Source organism: Novipirellula artificiosorum, assembly GCF_007860135.1.
In the GTDB taxonomy this organism is placed as follows: domain Bacteria; phylum Planctomycetota; class Planctomycetia; order Pirellulales; family Pirellulaceae; genus Novipirellula_A; species Novipirellula_A artificiosorum.
Window position 1 is genome coordinate 244,666 of record NZ_SJPV01000002.1, and the last position, 16,856, is coordinate 261,521.

The window sequence follows — 16,856 nt, forward strand, 5'->3', positions numbered from 1 at the left end:
GGCGTCACCCAACATTCAGTTCATCCCCGTAAGGACTCTCGCTGATCCAAGTCCAAGCAATCCCAGACTGGTGACGATCAGACCCATCCCGATGATACCACCACCGAATATCACAAAGCGAAGGCCGAGCATCACGACGGGCGACTCCTTCGTCAGTTCCTTCAGCGAGACCTTCTCTCCTTTCAGATCCATCAGCTCGAATTCCGGGGCAACTTCACCGACCTTCGGTGGATGAGGTGGCTCTTTACCTGGCGTTGCTTGACGCCGCCGCTGTGCCTGAGCGGTTGACGAAAAGGCAACGGTTACCAAAACCAGGAGTAGCCCGAAGGTGGCGCAGCGGTTTTTCATGGATCGTCTTCACGTTAAGGGAGGGTTTCACTCTTTGGAGTGAATGTCCAAAGCGGAGGAATGTACGCCTATCTGTTTCAGACAAGAGTCGGACACCTGTTGAACCCGCGGTCGAAACGGAAGTTTCGTTGAAAAATGGTGAGGCAAATGAAATCGACGATGCGTTTTGAGAGATCGTTGAAAGTTGAGAGCAGCAGCTTTGGTGACTTGACCACCACCCTCGAATTAGAGATGGTTGGCGCCTGATTATCATACGCACCGAAAATGCGACCGAGCCGATGAAGCCGGCGCGTGGCTAGGAAACGAAAAGGCTTCCGGTATCGGCCACCGGGTGGCGCAAGCGAAGTGGCTGAAACTCGCTTCGGTGTCACGCACCTCCTGCAGTTCGGGGATCACCCAAAATGCTGAGGATGGTCCAACCGCTGGCTCGAAGAATAGATGGCAACTGCAGTCGGTCGTTTTGTCCGACGCGCGTAAGCCCAACAGCAAGAGTCAAGTGCTTACCTTGAATAGACGATCCGGAGAGCCTGTTTGGATTTATGACTTTCCTTCCCCACTGGTTCATCCAGAACCTGGCCATCCTTCTTGCCCGTGCTCCCACACTGACGACAACCGGAATCCCAAAGAGATCCCTTGCTCACCCACCGATGGCCTCTTTCAGCACCTCAACCATGCGTTGCTGAAACCTCTCCACTCTCCCATGGGCTTTGGCCGCCTTGTCTCTGGCCGCCTCTGGATGCTTGGCCAGTTCTAACACGGCAGGCACATAGTTCTCACGATCTTCAGGCTGATCGATGTCAAACAGCCAATCCTCAAGCCCGATGTCGCGCCACATCGTCCCCTTCACGCCCTGTTCCGGGAAACGGCCGACGATGGCCGGAATTCCGTTCCCGATACACATGATGGGAGAGTGTTGCTCGAGCCCGAACACGCCGGCAGACCGAAGGTAGGTACTGAGCGCTTCGTCGGTGAGCCAGAAGGAATCCTTCCACACCACCTCTTTCCTTATGTCTTCGGGAAGCTTGTCGATGATCATCTCTTTCCCGAGCGACACCTGCGAGATATCTTCCGGGCAGACCAATACTTTCATGTCCGTCTCTCGAACCACGCGGATGATCGCCTCGCGCAAAAGCGCATGATCCTGTTCTTTCATCTCCTCGTTGCGATTCTGGTTCATCGGTTCAACAGGAGCCTCCGGTTCAAAGGGAGTTTCGACCTCCCAATATTCTTTGCCCAGAGGAAGGGGGTATCGACGGTACCTGGGAATACAACACAGGAACTTGCCATGCTCCAAGCCGTGAGCCGTGAGGAAGCGGTTTGCCGCCGAATCATTGCGCACATCGGTACTGAAGGTGGCATCCGGTCCAAACTCCATGATGGGACACTCCAATCCGTTGTCCCGAGCTCTTTGGAGGGAGACGGTTTCACGGAAAAAGAGGAATTCGGCCTGGTTCAGAAGGTCTCTCTGCTCCACGGCTGTCTTGTTACCGAGACCAATGCCAAAGACCCCATAGGGTTTGCCCGTTTCCTCGTGCCACTTCTGAAGGTCTTCCTTCTTTAGAAGAACCGGTCCCGAACCATGCAAATAGAAATCGCACTCCTGATAGGCTCTCTGTATTTCCTGCTCTTTTTCGATGATCTGCAGATTGGGAAACCTCCGTTGGATCATCTCCTTCACCCCATCTTTCACATTTTTTGGCCACAGAACAATCTCCACCTCCGGCAGATAGGTGCTGATCAGATTGATCGTGCCAAGGGTATGCGCGATGTCGCCGATGTTGATGGAATGCCATGATCCTCGTAGAAGAATCCGAGGCCGTTTCTGAAGTTTGAAGGCTATAGCCGTACTCGGAAGAGCAGCACTCGAGACACCCAGCAAGGTCGTCTGAATAAACGTACGTCTACGTAAGGACATATAGTTGATTTCCTCAAGTGAGATAAGCTCGAAGTCTCGGTCGCGCGTGCAAGGGAATAGAGTTTCCGTTGAGAGGGTTGAGAGGATTGAGCAAGCGACTTGCCAGTTCACTGATTGTAGTATCCGGCGCGTCGCGTTCAATCTCGCGGCCAAAGGTCGCGTGCGAATGCTGCAAAAAGAACGTTCAAAAACAGGTGTTAACCTACATCGACGGACGGCAGCGAGAAGCAACAGCAGTTCGCTGCGGGAGGTGGCCCGCTCTGGTCACCAAATCTATCAGTTGGCGAGGAGCCGGTGTGGCACGCTTCGCAGGATGCGGAATGCACAGCAGAACGACCTTCGTCCAGTTGCCCTATGGCAACTGGATAGGTTTGAACCATTCGCAAGCCGTTGAGCGGAAAGAAGTTCCGAAACTGACTTACTGAGAAAGTCGGGGTGACAGGACGTCAATTGAACTTTTTTTCCGCGGCGTGCGGCTTATGAGTGTCGACATAGGCATTCTCCCGCAGGCACTTACGTCAATCTTGGCTTGAAGTAATTCTCCTTCTGGTACGGCTTGTCAGCAATAGTGACCGGGGTCGATGGTCGATTCGGAAGTCGATGCTGGGCATTCCGGACGCGTATTGATGCGGCGCGAATTCATCGGCAGCAAAACTTCTCCGGTATCACTCGTCCACCTTCGCGGCTTTCTTTTTAGGCGGTTTTTCTGTTTTAGGGACGATGACATTTCCCTTTTTGTCGATCCCGATTTCTTCAACTACCTCGTTCTTCCTCGTTTCACGCCAGGATGGATTCGTCATCTGATCTTCGCAGATGGCCGTCTTTGTGGCGTGCTGGCGCCGCGCCGCCTGCAATTCTGCTTCCAGCTTTGCGAGTTGCTCTTCCAGATCCGGCGGGTTCCTTTGCTTGAGCGAATCGACGTCACGCTGATGTCGTTCCTCTTTTCTCTGGAGCTCCGCATCTAGCCACTCGAAATACGCAGCGTAGACTTCCGACACCTGGCCGCCGTCGACTTCATCAACGTACCGCTTGAGAATTCGATCCATCTCTTTGACTTTCTCCGGCAGTTGCTGGGCGAGGTCCTGCTGCTCGGCATAGTCCGTCGCCACGTTGAATAGTTTGACATCTCCGGAATTTAGATGACGCATCAGTTTGTAATTACCAATCCGAATCACGCTGATCGGCGGGTGGTAGTGGCAAGGGTAGTGGAAGACCAAACCGGGAGCGTTCCGAGGAACAACGCCGTCATCGCCGCGCTCGAACACGTCTCGCAGGCTTCCGCCGTCAACGCCGGCGGGCAGCGGCGCGGAACTGCCGGACAGATCGTGCAGCGTGGGCAGCAGATCCCATTGCACGACGGGGACGTCGCATTGCGAACCAGGTTTGATTCCGGGGCCGGAGACGATGAACGGAACACGCAGGCCGCCTTCGTATGTCGAACGCTTGCCCTCTTGCAGTGGGCCCTGGAATCGATTGCCTGCTTCGTCACGACGGCCGTGACCGCCTCCGTTGTCGGACGTGAAGATGACGTACGTGTTGTCGATTCCTTTTGATTTCTTGAGCGCGTCGAGGATGGCCCCGAGACTCGCGTCGGTCTCTTCGATCATCGCAGCATATCGCCACTCCGGAAAGTGCTTTTTGTATTCCTTGTCATCCGGGCCAACATCCGGATTTCCCGCTGCAACCCACCGTCGTCGGCAGCTCTCGATCGCCGCCGGGCTGGCTTGATGGGGAATGTGCACGGCGTAGTGCGAAACCATCAGGAAGAACGGTCGCTTGCCGGCGTGTTCTCGCACGAACTCAACGGAGCGCCGCGTCAGGTCGACGATTCGTTTTGGATTGTCGTCCGGAATCGGCACTTTCTTGTTGACGTCGATGTACGAGCCATGACCATTCCCATTAGGTCCCCTGTCAAATTCGTCCGTGACGTCGTAGCCGGCGTGGTCCATCCGGCGGACTGACATTCCCTTGCCAAAATGAGCCGTCACGTAGTTTTTGTCGGCGGCTTTAACCACGGCAGCCATCGAGACTTCGTCGTCCCAACCGCGGGGTCGTTGTTTCTTGGAGAGCACATCGAATACGTTTCGGTACTGCAATCTGGCTGATGTCATGCCGAACTGAATGCTGATACGTGATCCCGTGCATGTTGGGGTTGGTGCGTAACCGCTCGTGAACCGCATTCCCTGTTTGGCGAGTCGCTCAAGTGCCGGGGTCTGATAGAAATCGCTGGCCGAAAGCGGTTCATCATCCATCATGCGAACCGAAGTGTCCGCCCACCCAAGGTCGTCTACATAAAAGATGACGAAATTAGGCGGCGACTCGGCGGCGCCCACGCTGGGAACGAGACACAAACACAACAGCACGGCGATGGTGCAGTGCATGAAACAACGTAGCATGATCACACTCTTCCTTTGATTAACTGTGATTGACGGATGGTGATGATGTGAGACGGCCTCATTCTCATTCTTTCTCGAACTCTGCGATCATTTCGAGGATTCCAACGCAGGTATCTTCTTTTGGGGTCATCCGCACACGGATTGCGTCGCACCGGATGGGTGCGGCGGGGTGAACGATGTTGAACTGATTCGCCCGTGTGTCGTACCGGTCGGTGGTGTACAGCTCGAACGGAGTCCACTCTCCATTTTGCTCAACTTCCAGCGACCACTCGGCCGGAAACTTCACGTCAAACTGGTCCTGCATCCAATAGACGCCGACGCTTCTCAGGCTCTTCGTCGCGTGGAAACGAGCTTCGACCCACTGCGGTTCGTTCTTCTGTGGGCGGCTTGTCCAGCGAGGCACATCCTTACCGCTGGAGAATCGCGGCTCCTTGCCGTCACCGATCGCAGTGACCGTGTCGTCGGCGAACGTGTGCGACGCCGTCACTTTCGAGAAGATGCTTTCCTTGGGCAACAAATGGGGATCGAACACGGCCAGTTTGGGATCACGCGGGAACCAGACGGTCATCGAACTGACGCCGCGGTTGTTCCACGCATAGTACGGCGTAAGTACGAGTGGCGAGTTCTCGATAGACTTGTCTGCCGTAATCGCTTGCGCGTCGATCTTCACTTGCAGAAACGAACCGGCGTCGATCGTCTTTGTCGAGACTTCTGCGTCTGCGACCTCCGGATGTTTTGCGAAGAAGAAACGCTGCGTCGCGCCGCCGTTGTCCACTCCTTCGGCGCAGAGCACGAACGGACCGCGCGTCAGCGCAATGCGATTCTGATTGGCCTTCACTGCCGGATGGCATTCGGTGATGTGAACGGGCATCGGCAGTTTCAACTGCACTCGATCACCCGCCTGCCACTGACGATCAATCGCGACAAAACCCTTTTCGAGTTGTAGCGAAGCGTCCTCGCCGTTGACCGTCAGACGCACGGGTTCGTTGTTTGTGTCCACGTAGCGGTACAGGGCACCCGGGACAAATTGCTCGCGAACCCAGGTCGGTATTCGGAGCAGCACGCGAAACCGTTTTTGCTTCGCGGGATTCACAACCAGACTGATTTCGCCGTCATTGGGATAAGCGGTCTGCTGCTGCAGCTTGACCTTCACATCGTCGAGCGTGATTTCCGTGCGGCTCTCGGCATAAAAGGTAATGTAGACATCGCGGTCGTCGTGCGCGTACGTCATGCCGGGAACCTGCGGCAGCAGTCGAGCCATGTTGGATGGACAACAGGCCGTTCCAAACCACGGGGCTCGTCCAGCAGTCCCATGATTGAACGGATGCTTGCCGTCGGCTTCCAGCGGATTGACGTAGAAGAAGCGATTGCCTTCGAGATTGACCGCTGCGAGCACATTGTTCAGCAGTGCCACTTCGGCCACATCAAGGTATCGCGCGTCCTTATGCAACAGGAACATACGATAGTTAAACAGCACGTTGCCCACGGCCGCGCACGTTTCGTTGAAAGCATCGGCGTTCGGGAGTTCATATTGCGGCCCGAACCCTTCAATACCATGCACGGCACCGAGTCCACCGGTAATGTGCATGCGCGTGTTGGTGATATCTCCCCAGATGTGATCGAGGGCCTGACCGTATCCGGGCTCGCCCGTCAGCGTGCCAACATCGGCCATCGCCGAATAAAGGTAAGTCGCGCGAACGGCGTGTCCGACGGCTTCTGTCTGCTGTGTGACCGGGGCATGCTGCTGTGCGTAAGTCGGCGACATCACGCCTTCCCCATCCGGCACGTAAGTCAAGCCGCGGATTTCAAGAAACCTCCGGGCCATATCCAGATAGAGTTGCTCGCCGGTGACTCGATACAGCTTGACCAGCGCGAGTTCCAGTTCCTGGTGCCCGGGAGCCTGGCGAATCGGCTTGCCATCGTTGTATCTCGGATCGCCGAGAAAGAAGACCTCGTTGATGTGGTGAGCGCTCCTCTCGGCAACATCGAGCAGCTTCGTCTTTCCAGTCGCCTGGTAATACGCGATTGCCGCCTCATACAGATGCCCGACGTTATAAAGTTCGTGGCTATGGACCACGAACGTATAGGGCGCGTCGCCCATCATGTTCTTCGCCGTGCCGACACCTGTCGTGTGGGAGGGATACAGGTAGCCGTTTGCCTCCTGCGCACCGGCAATGATGTCAGCGAGTTCGTCGAGCTTCGCTTCCAACTCCGGATCACGTCGCAACTGCAGCAGATAGGCGGCTCCCTCCATGACCTTGTAAAGGTCCGAATCAATGAACCGGTGAGCCCGATGATCTTCGACCTTTTTCCCAGCCAGAAAGTCGCGCGCGGCCTTCAAGTGTTCGGCACCGGGTTGCGTGCGTTCAAAAGCAAATGGCACCAGCGTCTTCCGCTGCGTTTCCAGCCGCGGCCGCCAGAAGTCGCTGGTCATCTCAACTTCGTTGAAGGGCACCGGCTTGAGCGGGTAGTCGGCAGTCGCCGTGCCAACGAGTAAGGCAAGAGTAATCGAAGGCAAGAGTTGAATGATGTATGACCAATGCACAGGGACTCTCCTTGTTAAAAATCAGATCCGGAACACGCGGCGTGAATGAAAATCTTCTTGCCGCTCGAAAGAGTGCTTACTGCAAAGTTGGCAGCGAGAGGCCGAAGCCGGGTTGGTTGGAAGGGTGGAATTGAGCGTTGATGATTCTGTTTTCACCGAAGTCGACATCGCCGCCTTGCGTCGTGACGCCTTCGATCGTGGGAGCGTTTCCATAGCCGCCGACGAAGTGGGCGGTGTAGACGGCTTTCAGCGCGGTGCCCCAAGTGTGTGGTGATACGCCGATGCCTTGCCTGGTGAGTTGCGGCATTTGCCTGCGCCACTTGGTGAAACCGTGGCCGCAGATGTCTTCCAGGCGGACGTTGAGCGTGTGGTCCTTCTGAAGCTCTTCAAGGACCGGGAAATCGGGTTGGGCTTCGCCGTCGGCGCGAAGGGTTTCCTTGCGGCCGTTGGCGACGAGGTAATCCTTCAGACGAGTCCAGTCGGCGACGGTTTCGTGGAACGGTTCCTCGATCCAGAAGAGCGGGACGTCGGCGATGCCCTTGAGGAAGCCGATCATGGTGTCGACGGTGAAGCCGTTGTTGCCGTCGACCAGGATTTCGACGTCCGGAAAAGCCTTGTGGATGGCGTTGACGACGTCGATGTCGCGCTCGAGGCCCGCCTTGGCAGGCATCCACTTGTTGCCGCGTCCGATTTTGACTTTGAACTGGCGGTACCCATAGTCGTAATCCCAGCGGCAGTTCTCTAGAACTTTGTCGATGCCAGCGGGTTTGTCTGCCGGGTCCAGGTCATCGAAGTAGATCATGCCGGAATAGACTTTGGTGAGATGCGGTTTCTCTGCGCCCATCATGGCCCAGACAGGTTGATTCAGAATCACGCCCGCGAGGTCATGCAGCGGAATGTCGATCGCATGATGTTTCTCTGAACGGATGCCAGTCGCCGGGTCGATCAATTCGGCAACGGTTCTTCCTTTGACGAGTTCCAGGAGCTGCGCAGAGCTGCCGGTTTTCCCCTGAGTTTGGCCCCAACCGGTCGCGCCTTTGTCGGTGTGCAGGACACCGACTCGCAACTTCGTGGGCCCATTCCCGTGGATGCCGCCACGAGAATTGCGGCCGACCTGGCGCGGCCAGGGAACGCTGACGGTCCGGAACTCGACGCTTTCAACGCGGTGTGCGGAGAGCGGCGAATCGGCGGCGTGCGCGAACCCAGGCAGCGCAGTCGCAGCCGCGGCGACGGCCGTGTGGCTCAGGAATGTGCGGCGGTTCATGATGCGTTGGATCATGGGCGGCTTACCTTACGTCATTGTTGGAACAGGAGCGTCGGTCCGACGGGCATTCGATATTTCGAGTAGGAGTCATGCACGTCTTCGAAGGCCGGGAGACCACCGCGATCGTCAATATCTTCGTTTCGAACGAGGATACTGCGACGGACGACGACATCCGGATGCACCAGCGGTGAAAGACCGTCGAAGCTGACCGGGTCGTGAAAACGATCTCCGTCGGCAACCTTGGTCGACATCAGAAGAATATACGTAGATTCGTGTCTCAAGCGAACAGGCTCTTGAAGGGGGATGCAGCGGAACGAGCCTTGCAACTCGCCGGTGTCTCCCGACGATACCTGGCATCGGACAATCTCAATCGGTCCGTCTGATTCGACGCGGAGAAGGCTCAGGGTGTGCTTCGCGGCCATCTGGCGTTTCTTATTCTTGGCCGGCGGTGTCGAAGGCTGGTCGCGCTGGTGCTCCGTCGGAACGGACCTGGCGGGTCGGACAGAAGTGTCTTTGTCATAGTCATCGAACATTCCGAGATGAGTGACCAGCTTATCACCGCCGCCCGTTCGAAGCTGGAATTCAAACCCGATTTCTCCGGTCACGTCGTTTCGCAGGTTATGCCAGCCCGGGTGAATGATCAGATGTGGACCAGAGGGTAGATTCAAATCTCCGGCGTAACCGCGATTATGGATTTCAAGAAGTTCATCTGCCAGATGGTGTGCGATGTCACTGGGAGGTCCGTCGAGCGTGTCGGCGTCTTCATAGAGGTCATGCTTCAAGTCGTAGACCACGGTTGGAAGGGAATCGCCTCGCGACCCATCGGCTGACCAGGGAGCCCAGGGCATGGCCAGGCCACCGTTGACGATGAGCTTATGCGTCCCCTTCCGGATGGCCAACGCGTCACTGAGATACGGTGGTCCCAGATGGCAGAAGAAAACGCGTGGGCGAGTGTCCAGTGCGTCGGGAGCGTCCTTCCAGTAGGCAAAGACGTCGTGACTGTCCTGGGCTTCGTCGGGAGCAAGCGAGTGTCCAACGATACGGGCGAGCGTCGCATACAGATCGGTCAGCGTCACAATCGATCTGTTGAGTATTCCACCTTCGAGAACTGCCGGCCAGGAAACGAGGAAGGGAACTCGGATGCCGCCTTCCCAGAGTTTCGCCTTCTTGCCGCGCAGACCTCCGCTTTCCTGATTTCTGCCGAGGTTGTCACCTATGTTCGGCCCGTTGTCGCTGGTGAAGATGACGAGTGTGTTTTCAATCAGCTTGTGGCCGGGCCAGCGAGGATCGTTGGTCGTCATGAGCTTCTCTAGAAGCTTGCCAAGGACAACGTCGTTTTCCAGGACCATGTCCTCCCGATCGGCTGCCTTCGCTGCGTCGCTGTATTGACTTTGACCTCTAATCGGCGTGCCCGCGATTTCATCTGGAACGGCATAATCTCCATCGGGATTCCGTTGAAAGTGATTCGCGTTTGGCACGTAGTACAGAAAGAACGGTTCGTCAGGCCTTTTTGACTGCCGATCAATGAACGACTCGGCTTCACGCAGGTAAAGCGGACCGAGCTGTTTGAGATCCCATTCCGGTGAGGCCAGGATGCGGCCCTCGCGTTCCTTCATACCGATCAGCTTCATCCGTTTGCGATCCGTGAAGGCGAAGCGGTCGTTGCGGATCAGGACACGCGGCTCGGTATCGAGCGGGTCTTCGGTGTTTCCCGGCACCCCGAAGTATTCGTCGAAACCGTGATGAGTCGGGCCGTCGAGCAGTGGCTTTGTAAAGTCCACATCGTGAAAGTAGAAATCGTCGGCCGGTTTTCCTGCGCCGTCGTCGAATGACATGCCAACGTGATACTTGCCGATTCCGGCTGTTCGGTAACCGTTTGCCTGAAGCATTTCAGGCAGTGTCGTCAACGCCTGCTGGATCATGGGTGTATTCGGGCCGTGAGGCAGCCAGCCCTGATACTTCAGGTACGACCGATGAGCAAATCGGCCGGTCAACAGCGAATACCGAGTTGCACTGCACATCGAGGCGGGCGCATAACCGTCAGTGAATAGGATGCCAGATTGTGCAAAACGTTCGAGATTTGGAGTTCGCAATGTCCTTTCATTCGGAGGCGCACTCGGGCTAAGACGGACTCCCAGGTAGGCGCTCGTGTCTCCAATTCCCATATCGTCCGCCATCATGATGATGATGTTCGGTTTGGAAGGTCGTGAGGGCGATGGCTGAGCGCGAGTCTCTGCGACGCTCGATACGAGAATTGCAAGCAGGATTAGCGGAAGTGCGTGTTGAGCATTAAAGGACATGGTTGGTCCGTCGTGAGGCAGGCTGCGGCTCTAGCCGATGATGTCCTTTGCAACTTTGCAGGTTGTGTCGAGGCCGACTCCGTTGTAGTTGAGCTGACGGTAGTCCAGACCGCACATCCACAGGATGGTTGCGTGAAGGTCGCGCACATGGATCGGATTCTCGACGGCCGTGAATCCCTGCTCGTCCGTGGAACCATAAGCAAAACCGGGGCGCACGCCTCCGCCAGCCATCCACCAGGTGAAGGCGCTGCCGTTGTGGTTCATGTGACCAGGTCCGCCTCGACCCATTTCGCCGCCCCACACGACCAGCGTCTGGTCCAGCAGACCGCGTTCTTTGAGATCGGTAATCAGCCCGGCCAGCGGTTGATCGCACGCTGTTGCGAGATTCGGAATTAGTCCGCGGACCTGCGTTGGAGTATGCGTGTCCCAACTGCCACTGCCGCCTTCCAGGTTCGGTACCTCCATGCTGGGCACAAGAACGAACCGCACGCCCCGTTCGACCAGTCTTCGCGCGAGAAGCAACTTCGTACCCGTACTTCTTGTCGGCTGAGGATCCAGGCCGTACCGTTTCCGAATCGACGGATTCGAAATTTCTTTCGACAGATCGAATGCTTCCGGAGCAGCCGTCTGCATGCGTTGCGCGGCGAGAAACGATTCGGTGCGTGCATCGATATCAGGCACGTGTGGATGACGTTTGCTGAATACAGAGTTCAGTTCGCCGAGTTCGGTCAGCCACCGAGACTGCTCCGCTGGCGACATTCTACTGTCGAGGTTCGCGATCGGGCGTTCCAGGTCGCGGACGACCTGTGCCTGAAGCGACGGTGGCAGGCCACCGGCTCCAACGGACCTTGCTCCACCGAGCACTTCGCCGTCCGACAGCGCCCAGTTGTCGCCTTCCGCCCGACCAGTCAACAGCACGTGACCGGGCAGGCTGCGGTTGCCGCTGCCCAGACCGTGCAGCATCCATGCTCCCAGACTTGCACCCAGCTTGCTGGCACTGGTGAAAATGTGGATGCCGCCCTCATTGTGCGTGGCCAGTGCACCGTACCCGCTGCGGATCAGGCAAAGGTCATCGGCCACGTTCTGAAGTGCCGGAAAAACATCCGATATCTCCAGCCCGGACTGACCGGACTTCGAAAACGAGAACGGATGCAGAGCGGGATCTTTCACGCTGCGAGGCTTATCAAACGTGTGCGCCTGCGATGGTCCCCCTTTGCAATAGTAGAAGATGATGCTCTTCACCTTGCCGGCATGATGAAGCGGCACCGATGTCGCGGGAACGATGTCGTCCTCGGTCCACAGCGAGCCTGTGGCAACGATACCCGAAGCGGCGGAAACGTGACTTAGAAACTGGCGGCGTGTGAACATGGCGAGATTCGGATGTTGCGTTGGGCAGGTTTTTAACCTGCTGATGTTCTGTGTGTTGGCAGGTTAAAAACCTGCCCCACATTCATGTTATTCGATGTAAAGGAATTCATTTCCACACAACAGCAGCGTGATAAATTCGCTGATATGTTGCGTAGACGTTGAAGTGGCATCCTGTTGGCGGCGTCGGGTGACGAAGGCTTTCGCAAAAGTTCGCTCCTCGTCGGTAGGCGGACGGTGAAGGATGGCTGCGTAGATCGTGTCCAGGACGTCGTCTAATTCCGTGTGCTTATCGAAACCCTGACGCGTGGCAACTTCTGCAGCGATTTTCCTTGTGGTCCCTGAATTGTTCATCAGGAATAACGCCTGTGTCGCGGAGATCGAGGCGCTGCGACGATCAACAAGATCGTAAACAGTCGGGCGGTCGAAGTGTTGAGCATAGTCCGCGGCATTCAGCTTGCTGGTCGGTGCGAAAGACTGGCCCGTCAGCAGCCCTGCCATTGTGTTCAGAATCGGTTCGTATTCCAGACGCCTCACTGAGTGCCTCGCAAAGATTCGATTCTCCGGGTCTTTCTCGTACTCTTCATCCGACACCACGGAGGAACGACGATAGGCATCGCTGAGAACGATTTCACGAATCAGCTGCTTCAACGACCAACCCTCAGCGACAAATCGTGTCGCCAGTCCATCGATCAGTTCGGGCAATTCAGGACGCTCACCAAGTCGGCCGAGTTCCTTTGGTGTTCGACATAGACCTTCACCAAACAGATTCTGCCAAACTCGATTCACCGCCGTGCGCGCGACGAGCGCTGACTGTGTGGAGTCGGGGGCAGTCAGCCAGTTGGCGAGTTGCAGGCGTCCGCTGTCAGGTGGGTCATTCGGTTGTTGATGGTTGTGGCTGGCAGGTTGTAAACCTGCCCCACTCGCGAAGAATTCCGGGGCGCCGCGCGGGATGAGTTCGTCGGGGTAGAGCACGTCGCCACGCAACAGCAATCGCGCGTCGCCGACGTAATGCGGATGCAGCCAGACTCGATCGGGATTATTGCTATTGAACTTCAGTCCGTCGGCTTCGTCCAGCGGCTCCAGATCCTCAGCCCGTCGCAGTCCACCGTCGGCCCGCACGTAGCGATGTGTCTCCTTCGGCGCTGTCCACGGTTGCGCGATGTTGGCGACCAGCAGTGCTGCGATTTCCGCAATCCGTTCATCGGCCTGAACAAGTTCTGCCACTTCGGGATCGGTCTTCGCATACCCGCCATATCGCGATCGCTCAGTCCACTGATCACGCTCGGTATTCCAATACTCCAACTGACGATCCAGTTCGACAACGAGTTCGTCTTGTTTCAGGTCGCGGGCTCGTTCGATCAGGCCGATCTGGCTTTTGTGGCCGCCAATGAAGTAGTTCAACTGTTTGAAGGTTCGAAGATCGAAAACCGGTGGCCGATGATTCAGTAGTTTCTCTTCAAGTTCGAGCAGTGTGGTGCGAATGTCGGCAGCCAGTTTGGTGGAACCCGCGTCCCGCGCGGCAGCCAGTTCTGCGCTGACGACAGCGATTTCGATTTCGCGCAGTCTTTTGTCGACCGGAGCCAGAATCTCGGGACGCGACTGTTGCCATTTTTTGACGCGACCACCGCCGCCCACGTTCAGCTTGATACCAGCCTGCCGAATGAACCCGTTCAATCGAGCATTCTCGCTGACCAATGAGCGATATTCCGTAACGGCCTCATCGGCCTCGGCGCGAGATGCTGCAGCAACCGGCACGGGCGCGTACCAACTGCTTTGAAAGAATCCCAGCAGCGCGTAGTAGTCGCGCTGCGAAATCGGATCGAACTTGTGATCGTGACACCGCGCGCATTCGAGACTGATGCCCAGCAGCGATCGGCCGAGAAACTCGACGCTCTCGTCCAGCTTGTCCATCAACACAAAAGTGTCGGTGCCGATTTCTTCAAACGTCCGCTGCCCGTTCAAGGGCACAACGGCCGCCAGAGCCTGATCAATTGAGTAATCGCCACCATCAAGAGCCGGCATCTTGTCACCAGCCAGATGAACGCGAGCGAACCAATCCCAAGGGCGATCTTCGTTGAAACATTCGGCGACCCATTCCGAGTAGCGTTCCGAGTCGAAGCCGGGGCCGCGATTGCTTTGACCGTTCGCGCCGTTGCGTGTGTAGTCTTGCCAGTGTCGCCCCCAACGCAAGCCGTATTGCGGCGACTCAAGCAGCCGAGCGACGACTTTGTCGTACGCACCCGGCGACGAGTCCTGCACAAACGCAGCAATCTCTTCCGGAGTCGGCGGATAACCGATCAAGTCGTAAGTCACGCGTCGCAGCAATCGGTACTTGTCCGCGGGCTGTGACGGATTGAGTCCGAGCCGTTCGTGATGCAGCTTCAGTGTCGCGTCGATGTTCCAGTCCGTTGGCAGGTCTTTCGGCAGCGGACGAAATGCCCAGTGCTTGCGATCGGAATCACTGATCGTGAACTGCTTCTCGCGAGCCAGCACCTTTCGGTCGGCAGGCCACGGCAGCCCTTTTGCGACCCACGTTTCGAACGCCGCGACTTGAGCATCACTCAATTTGTCGCCGCCGCGAGGCATCTGCAGTTCGCCCTCTTGGCGAACCGCTTTGATGAGCAGACTCTCATCCGGCTTTCCCACGGTGGCCGCCGACCCACGCGCACCTCCGCCGAGAATCCCCTGACGAGACGTGAGCCGCAGTCCGTGCTCGGGTTCGTCACCGGCATGACACTTGAAACATCGCTCTGCGAGCACCGGCCGAATCTCCCGCTCAAAAAACGCAACGTCGTCGGCTGGAAAGACGGGCGTGTCATCCTTTGCGCCTTCGGTGATCCATCGTCGCAGCAATTCAATTTCTTCCGCTGGCAACGGATCACCGTTCTCCGGCATCGCAGGTTCTTTCGCGCCGGTCAGCACCTGAACCAGCGGGCTTTTGTCAGGTTCACCTGGCACGATCGCCGCCCCAAGTTCGTCACCTCCTCGATGCATCGTGGCAAGGCGTGTTAAATCCAGGCCTCCACTCTGTTCTTCGTCGTGATGGCATTTGTTGCACCGCCTTTCCAGCAGCGGCAACACGTCACGATCGAAGCTGACCGGCTCCGCTGCGTGTGCAGTGGCGGCAAGCAATAGCATCGCGCTGCAAGTGATGAGTTTCATGGTCAAAGCTTGCTCGTGGGGCAGGTTTGCAACCTGCCTAGTTCACTGGAGTTCAGATTTACTTGCTTGAGCTCAAACAAAGCAGGTTACAAACCTGCTCCACCTATTTGGCTGCAGTGTATGCTTTTGCTTCGGCTTCGAGTTTCGCGAGATTCGGATCGGCTTCGTGCTCGTAGTCCTTGACCGCTTTGCCAGCGTCGGCGACAGCTTTATTGCGAGCCTGAAACTCCGGATCGCTGTTCAGCGATTTGCGTTTTGCATTCCGCTTTTCGACGGCGGCATCCACGCTTTCGAAGGCTTCGGGGAAGCGGGCTTCGAGGGCGGCCTGAAGTCGGGCCGTTTCGGCGACGAGCGTGGCAAGTTGCTTGTCACCGGCGGCTGCGAGCTTGGCGCGGACCAAACCCAGTTCCGACGGGAACCGGTTTCTGTTGACTCCGTCCTCTTTGAGACGGGCAAGTTCGGGCGTTGTGGAGAGGACGTAATCGTCCTCCGCGCGACTCGCTTTGTGAACCTGAGTTTCCATGATCTTGAATTCGGGGTCGGCCTCCTTGATGTGTTGCTTCTTCTTGGCGATGAGTTTGCCAAGTTGCTTGTGGGAGATGAAGGCTTCCGCGTAGTCCGCGTGAAGAGCGGCTTCGAGCTTTTCGTGTTTGGCCACGAGATCCCGGTAAGCCTGGTCCTCCAGCGTGAGACGGGATTTGAGGTTCATGTACGCGAGTTTGTAGCGATCGGCCGGGTCACGATCGACGGGATCGCGGTTGGCCTGGGCCATCGCGAGCTTTTTGCGAGTCTCGTTCCAGTCTTCGCGCTGGCCGCCGGCCTTCCAGACACGGACGTTGTCGATCGAGGCACCGGGGAGATCGAACTGGAAGGCAAAGTACTGGCGAGTGCGGTCAATGATGGGATGTTTGCCAAGGACGAATTCGTTGTCGCTCAGGTGCGCAACGATTTCGTCGCCCCAGTATTCGACCGTCATGGTCTGCCACTGGTCGGGGTGAGGTTTGCGGACGCATTCGCCAAGTTGAGCGGGCACAAGCCCCGCGTCGCGATCGACGGGTGTGTTGACCTGGAAGTGTTCGGGGTGAATCTGAGTGACGCTGTTGTAGCCACCGCCACTGCCTGTCACGAGTCGCAGGTCGGTCGTTTGACCAGCGAGTTTGAAGTCGAACTGGATGATCGTGTTGTGGAAGGAAGGGTCTTTGAGAAAGACTCGTTTGGTTTCCGTTGGATCGACATTCGTACGCAACAGCGCGCCGTCACGCAGCGCGAACTCGGCCTTGAAGAACCAGCGGTCGCTGACCGTCGCGGGGTCGAAGTCGTCCGAGAAAATGAGTTCGCCTGGAGTACACATCAGGGAGATGGGTGGTGCAGGCGGTTCGGCAGTTGCTGGCGTCGAAATCACAAACATACAGAGCAGAGACAGGATGAGCCGGGAGGTCATAGTGTAGGTTTTCATATTGGATTCAGGCTTTCGCATGTTTGAGTTTGTCGTCGGCTTAGTACTCGCCCCACGAGTATGAATGTAATACTCGAAACTCACACAAGGGCGCCAAGACGC

General features: G+C 57.0%; 9 protein-coding genes. All 9 read right to left on the reverse strand.

Annotated elements, in window-relative coordinates:
* Nucleotides 1-15: 15 nt before the first annotated feature.
* The 9 genes from Poly41_RS06725 to Poly41_RS06765 all read right to left on the reverse strand — a co-directional run bounded on the left by Poly41_RS06725 (nucleotide 16) and on the right by Poly41_RS06765 (nucleotide 16,754).
* Nucleotides 16-348, reverse strand: a complete 333-nt coding sequence (locus Poly41_RS06725; RefSeq protein ID WP_231615471.1) for a thioredoxin domain-containing protein — start codon at nucleotides 346-348, stop codon at nucleotides 16-18.
* A 637-nt stretch (nucleotides 349-985) separates the two neighbouring features.
* A complete protein-coding gene (locus tag Poly41_RS06730; RefSeq protein ID WP_146525168.1) occupies nucleotides 986-2,263 on the reverse strand; it encodes a polysaccharide pyruvyl transferase family protein in 1,278 nt (425 codons plus the stop codon).
* 665 nt (nucleotides 2,264-2,928) lie between these two features.
* Nucleotides 2,929-4,659 (reverse strand): sulfatase, encoded by a 1,731-nt coding sequence (locus Poly41_RS06735; RefSeq protein ID WP_146525169.1) that lies wholly within the window; start codon nucleotides 4,657-4,659, stop codon nucleotides 2,929-2,931.
* 64 nt (nucleotides 4,660-4,723) lie between these two features.
* Nucleotides 4,724-7,204 (reverse strand): glycoside hydrolase family 127 protein, encoded by a 2,481-nt coding sequence (locus tag Poly41_RS06740; protein WP_197231122.1) that lies wholly within the window; start codon nucleotides 7,202-7,204, stop codon nucleotides 4,724-4,726.
* 76 nt (nucleotides 7,205-7,280) lie between these two features.
* Entirely contained in the window at nucleotides 7,281-8,483 is a 1,203-nt protein-coding gene (locus tag Poly41_RS06745) for an enolase C-terminal domain-like protein (protein WP_146525170.1), read from the reverse strand.
* Nucleotides 8,484-8,500: 17 nt separating this feature from the next.
* Nucleotides 8,501-10,768: a sulfatase-like hydrolase/transferase gene (locus tag Poly41_RS06750; protein WP_146525171.1), complete on the reverse strand. Its 2,268-nt coding sequence runs from the start codon at nucleotides 10,766-10,768 to the stop codon at nucleotides 8,501-8,503.
* Nucleotides 10,769-10,798: 30 nt separating this feature from the next.
* Nucleotides 10,799-12,136, reverse strand: a complete 1,338-nt coding sequence (locus Poly41_RS06755; RefSeq protein ID WP_146525172.1) for a DUF1501 domain-containing protein — start codon at nucleotides 12,134-12,136, stop codon at nucleotides 10,799-10,801.
* 87 nt (nucleotides 12,137-12,223) lie between these two features.
* On the reverse strand, nucleotides 12,224-15,298 hold the full coding sequence (locus tag Poly41_RS06760) for a PSD1 and planctomycete cytochrome C domain-containing protein (protein WP_146525173.1): 3,075 nt from the start codon (nucleotides 15,296-15,298) through the stop codon (nucleotides 12,224-12,226).
* Between the two features lie 103 nt (nucleotides 15,299-15,401).
* Nucleotides 15,402-16,754: a hypothetical protein gene (locus tag Poly41_RS06765; RefSeq protein ID WP_197231123.1), complete on the reverse strand. Its 1,353-nt coding sequence runs from the start codon at nucleotides 16,752-16,754 to the stop codon at nucleotides 15,402-15,404.
* Between the last annotated feature and the right edge of the window lie 102 nt (nucleotides 16,755-16,856).

What these genes read in the sequence shown, in the direction of transcription:
- Poly41_RS06725 (WP_231615471.1), bottom strand. Translation starts at nt 348, where the DNA reads ATGAAAAACCGCTGCGCCACCTTCGGGCTACTCCTGGTTTTGGTAACC.
- Poly41_RS06730 (WP_146525168.1), bottom strand. Translation starts at nt 2,263, where the DNA reads ATGTCCTTACGTAGACGTACGTTTATTCAGACGACCTTGCTGGGTGTC.
- Poly41_RS06735 (WP_146525169.1), bottom strand. Translation starts at nt 4,659, where the DNA reads ATGCTACGTTGTTTCATGCACTGCACCATCGCCGTGCTGTTGTGTTTG.
- Poly41_RS06745 (WP_146525170.1), bottom strand. Translation starts at nt 8,483, where the DNA reads ATGATCCAACGCATCATGAACCGCCGCACATTCCTGAGCCACACGGCC.
- Poly41_RS06750 (WP_146525171.1), bottom strand. Translation starts at nt 10,768, where the DNA reads ATGTCCTTTAATGCTCAACACGCACTTCCGCTAATCCTGCTTGCAATT.
- Poly41_RS06755 (WP_146525172.1), bottom strand. Translation starts at nt 12,136, where the DNA reads ATGTTCACACGCCGCCAGTTTCTAAGTCACGTTTCCGCCGCTTCGGGT.
- Poly41_RS06760 (WP_146525173.1), bottom strand. Translation starts at nt 15,298, where the DNA reads ATGAAACTCATCACTTGCAGCGCGATGCTATTGCTTGCCGCCACTGCA.
- Poly41_RS06765 (WP_197231123.1), bottom strand. Translation starts at nt 16,754, where the DNA reads ATGAAAACCTACACTATGACCTCCCGGCTCATCCTGTCTCTGCTCTGT.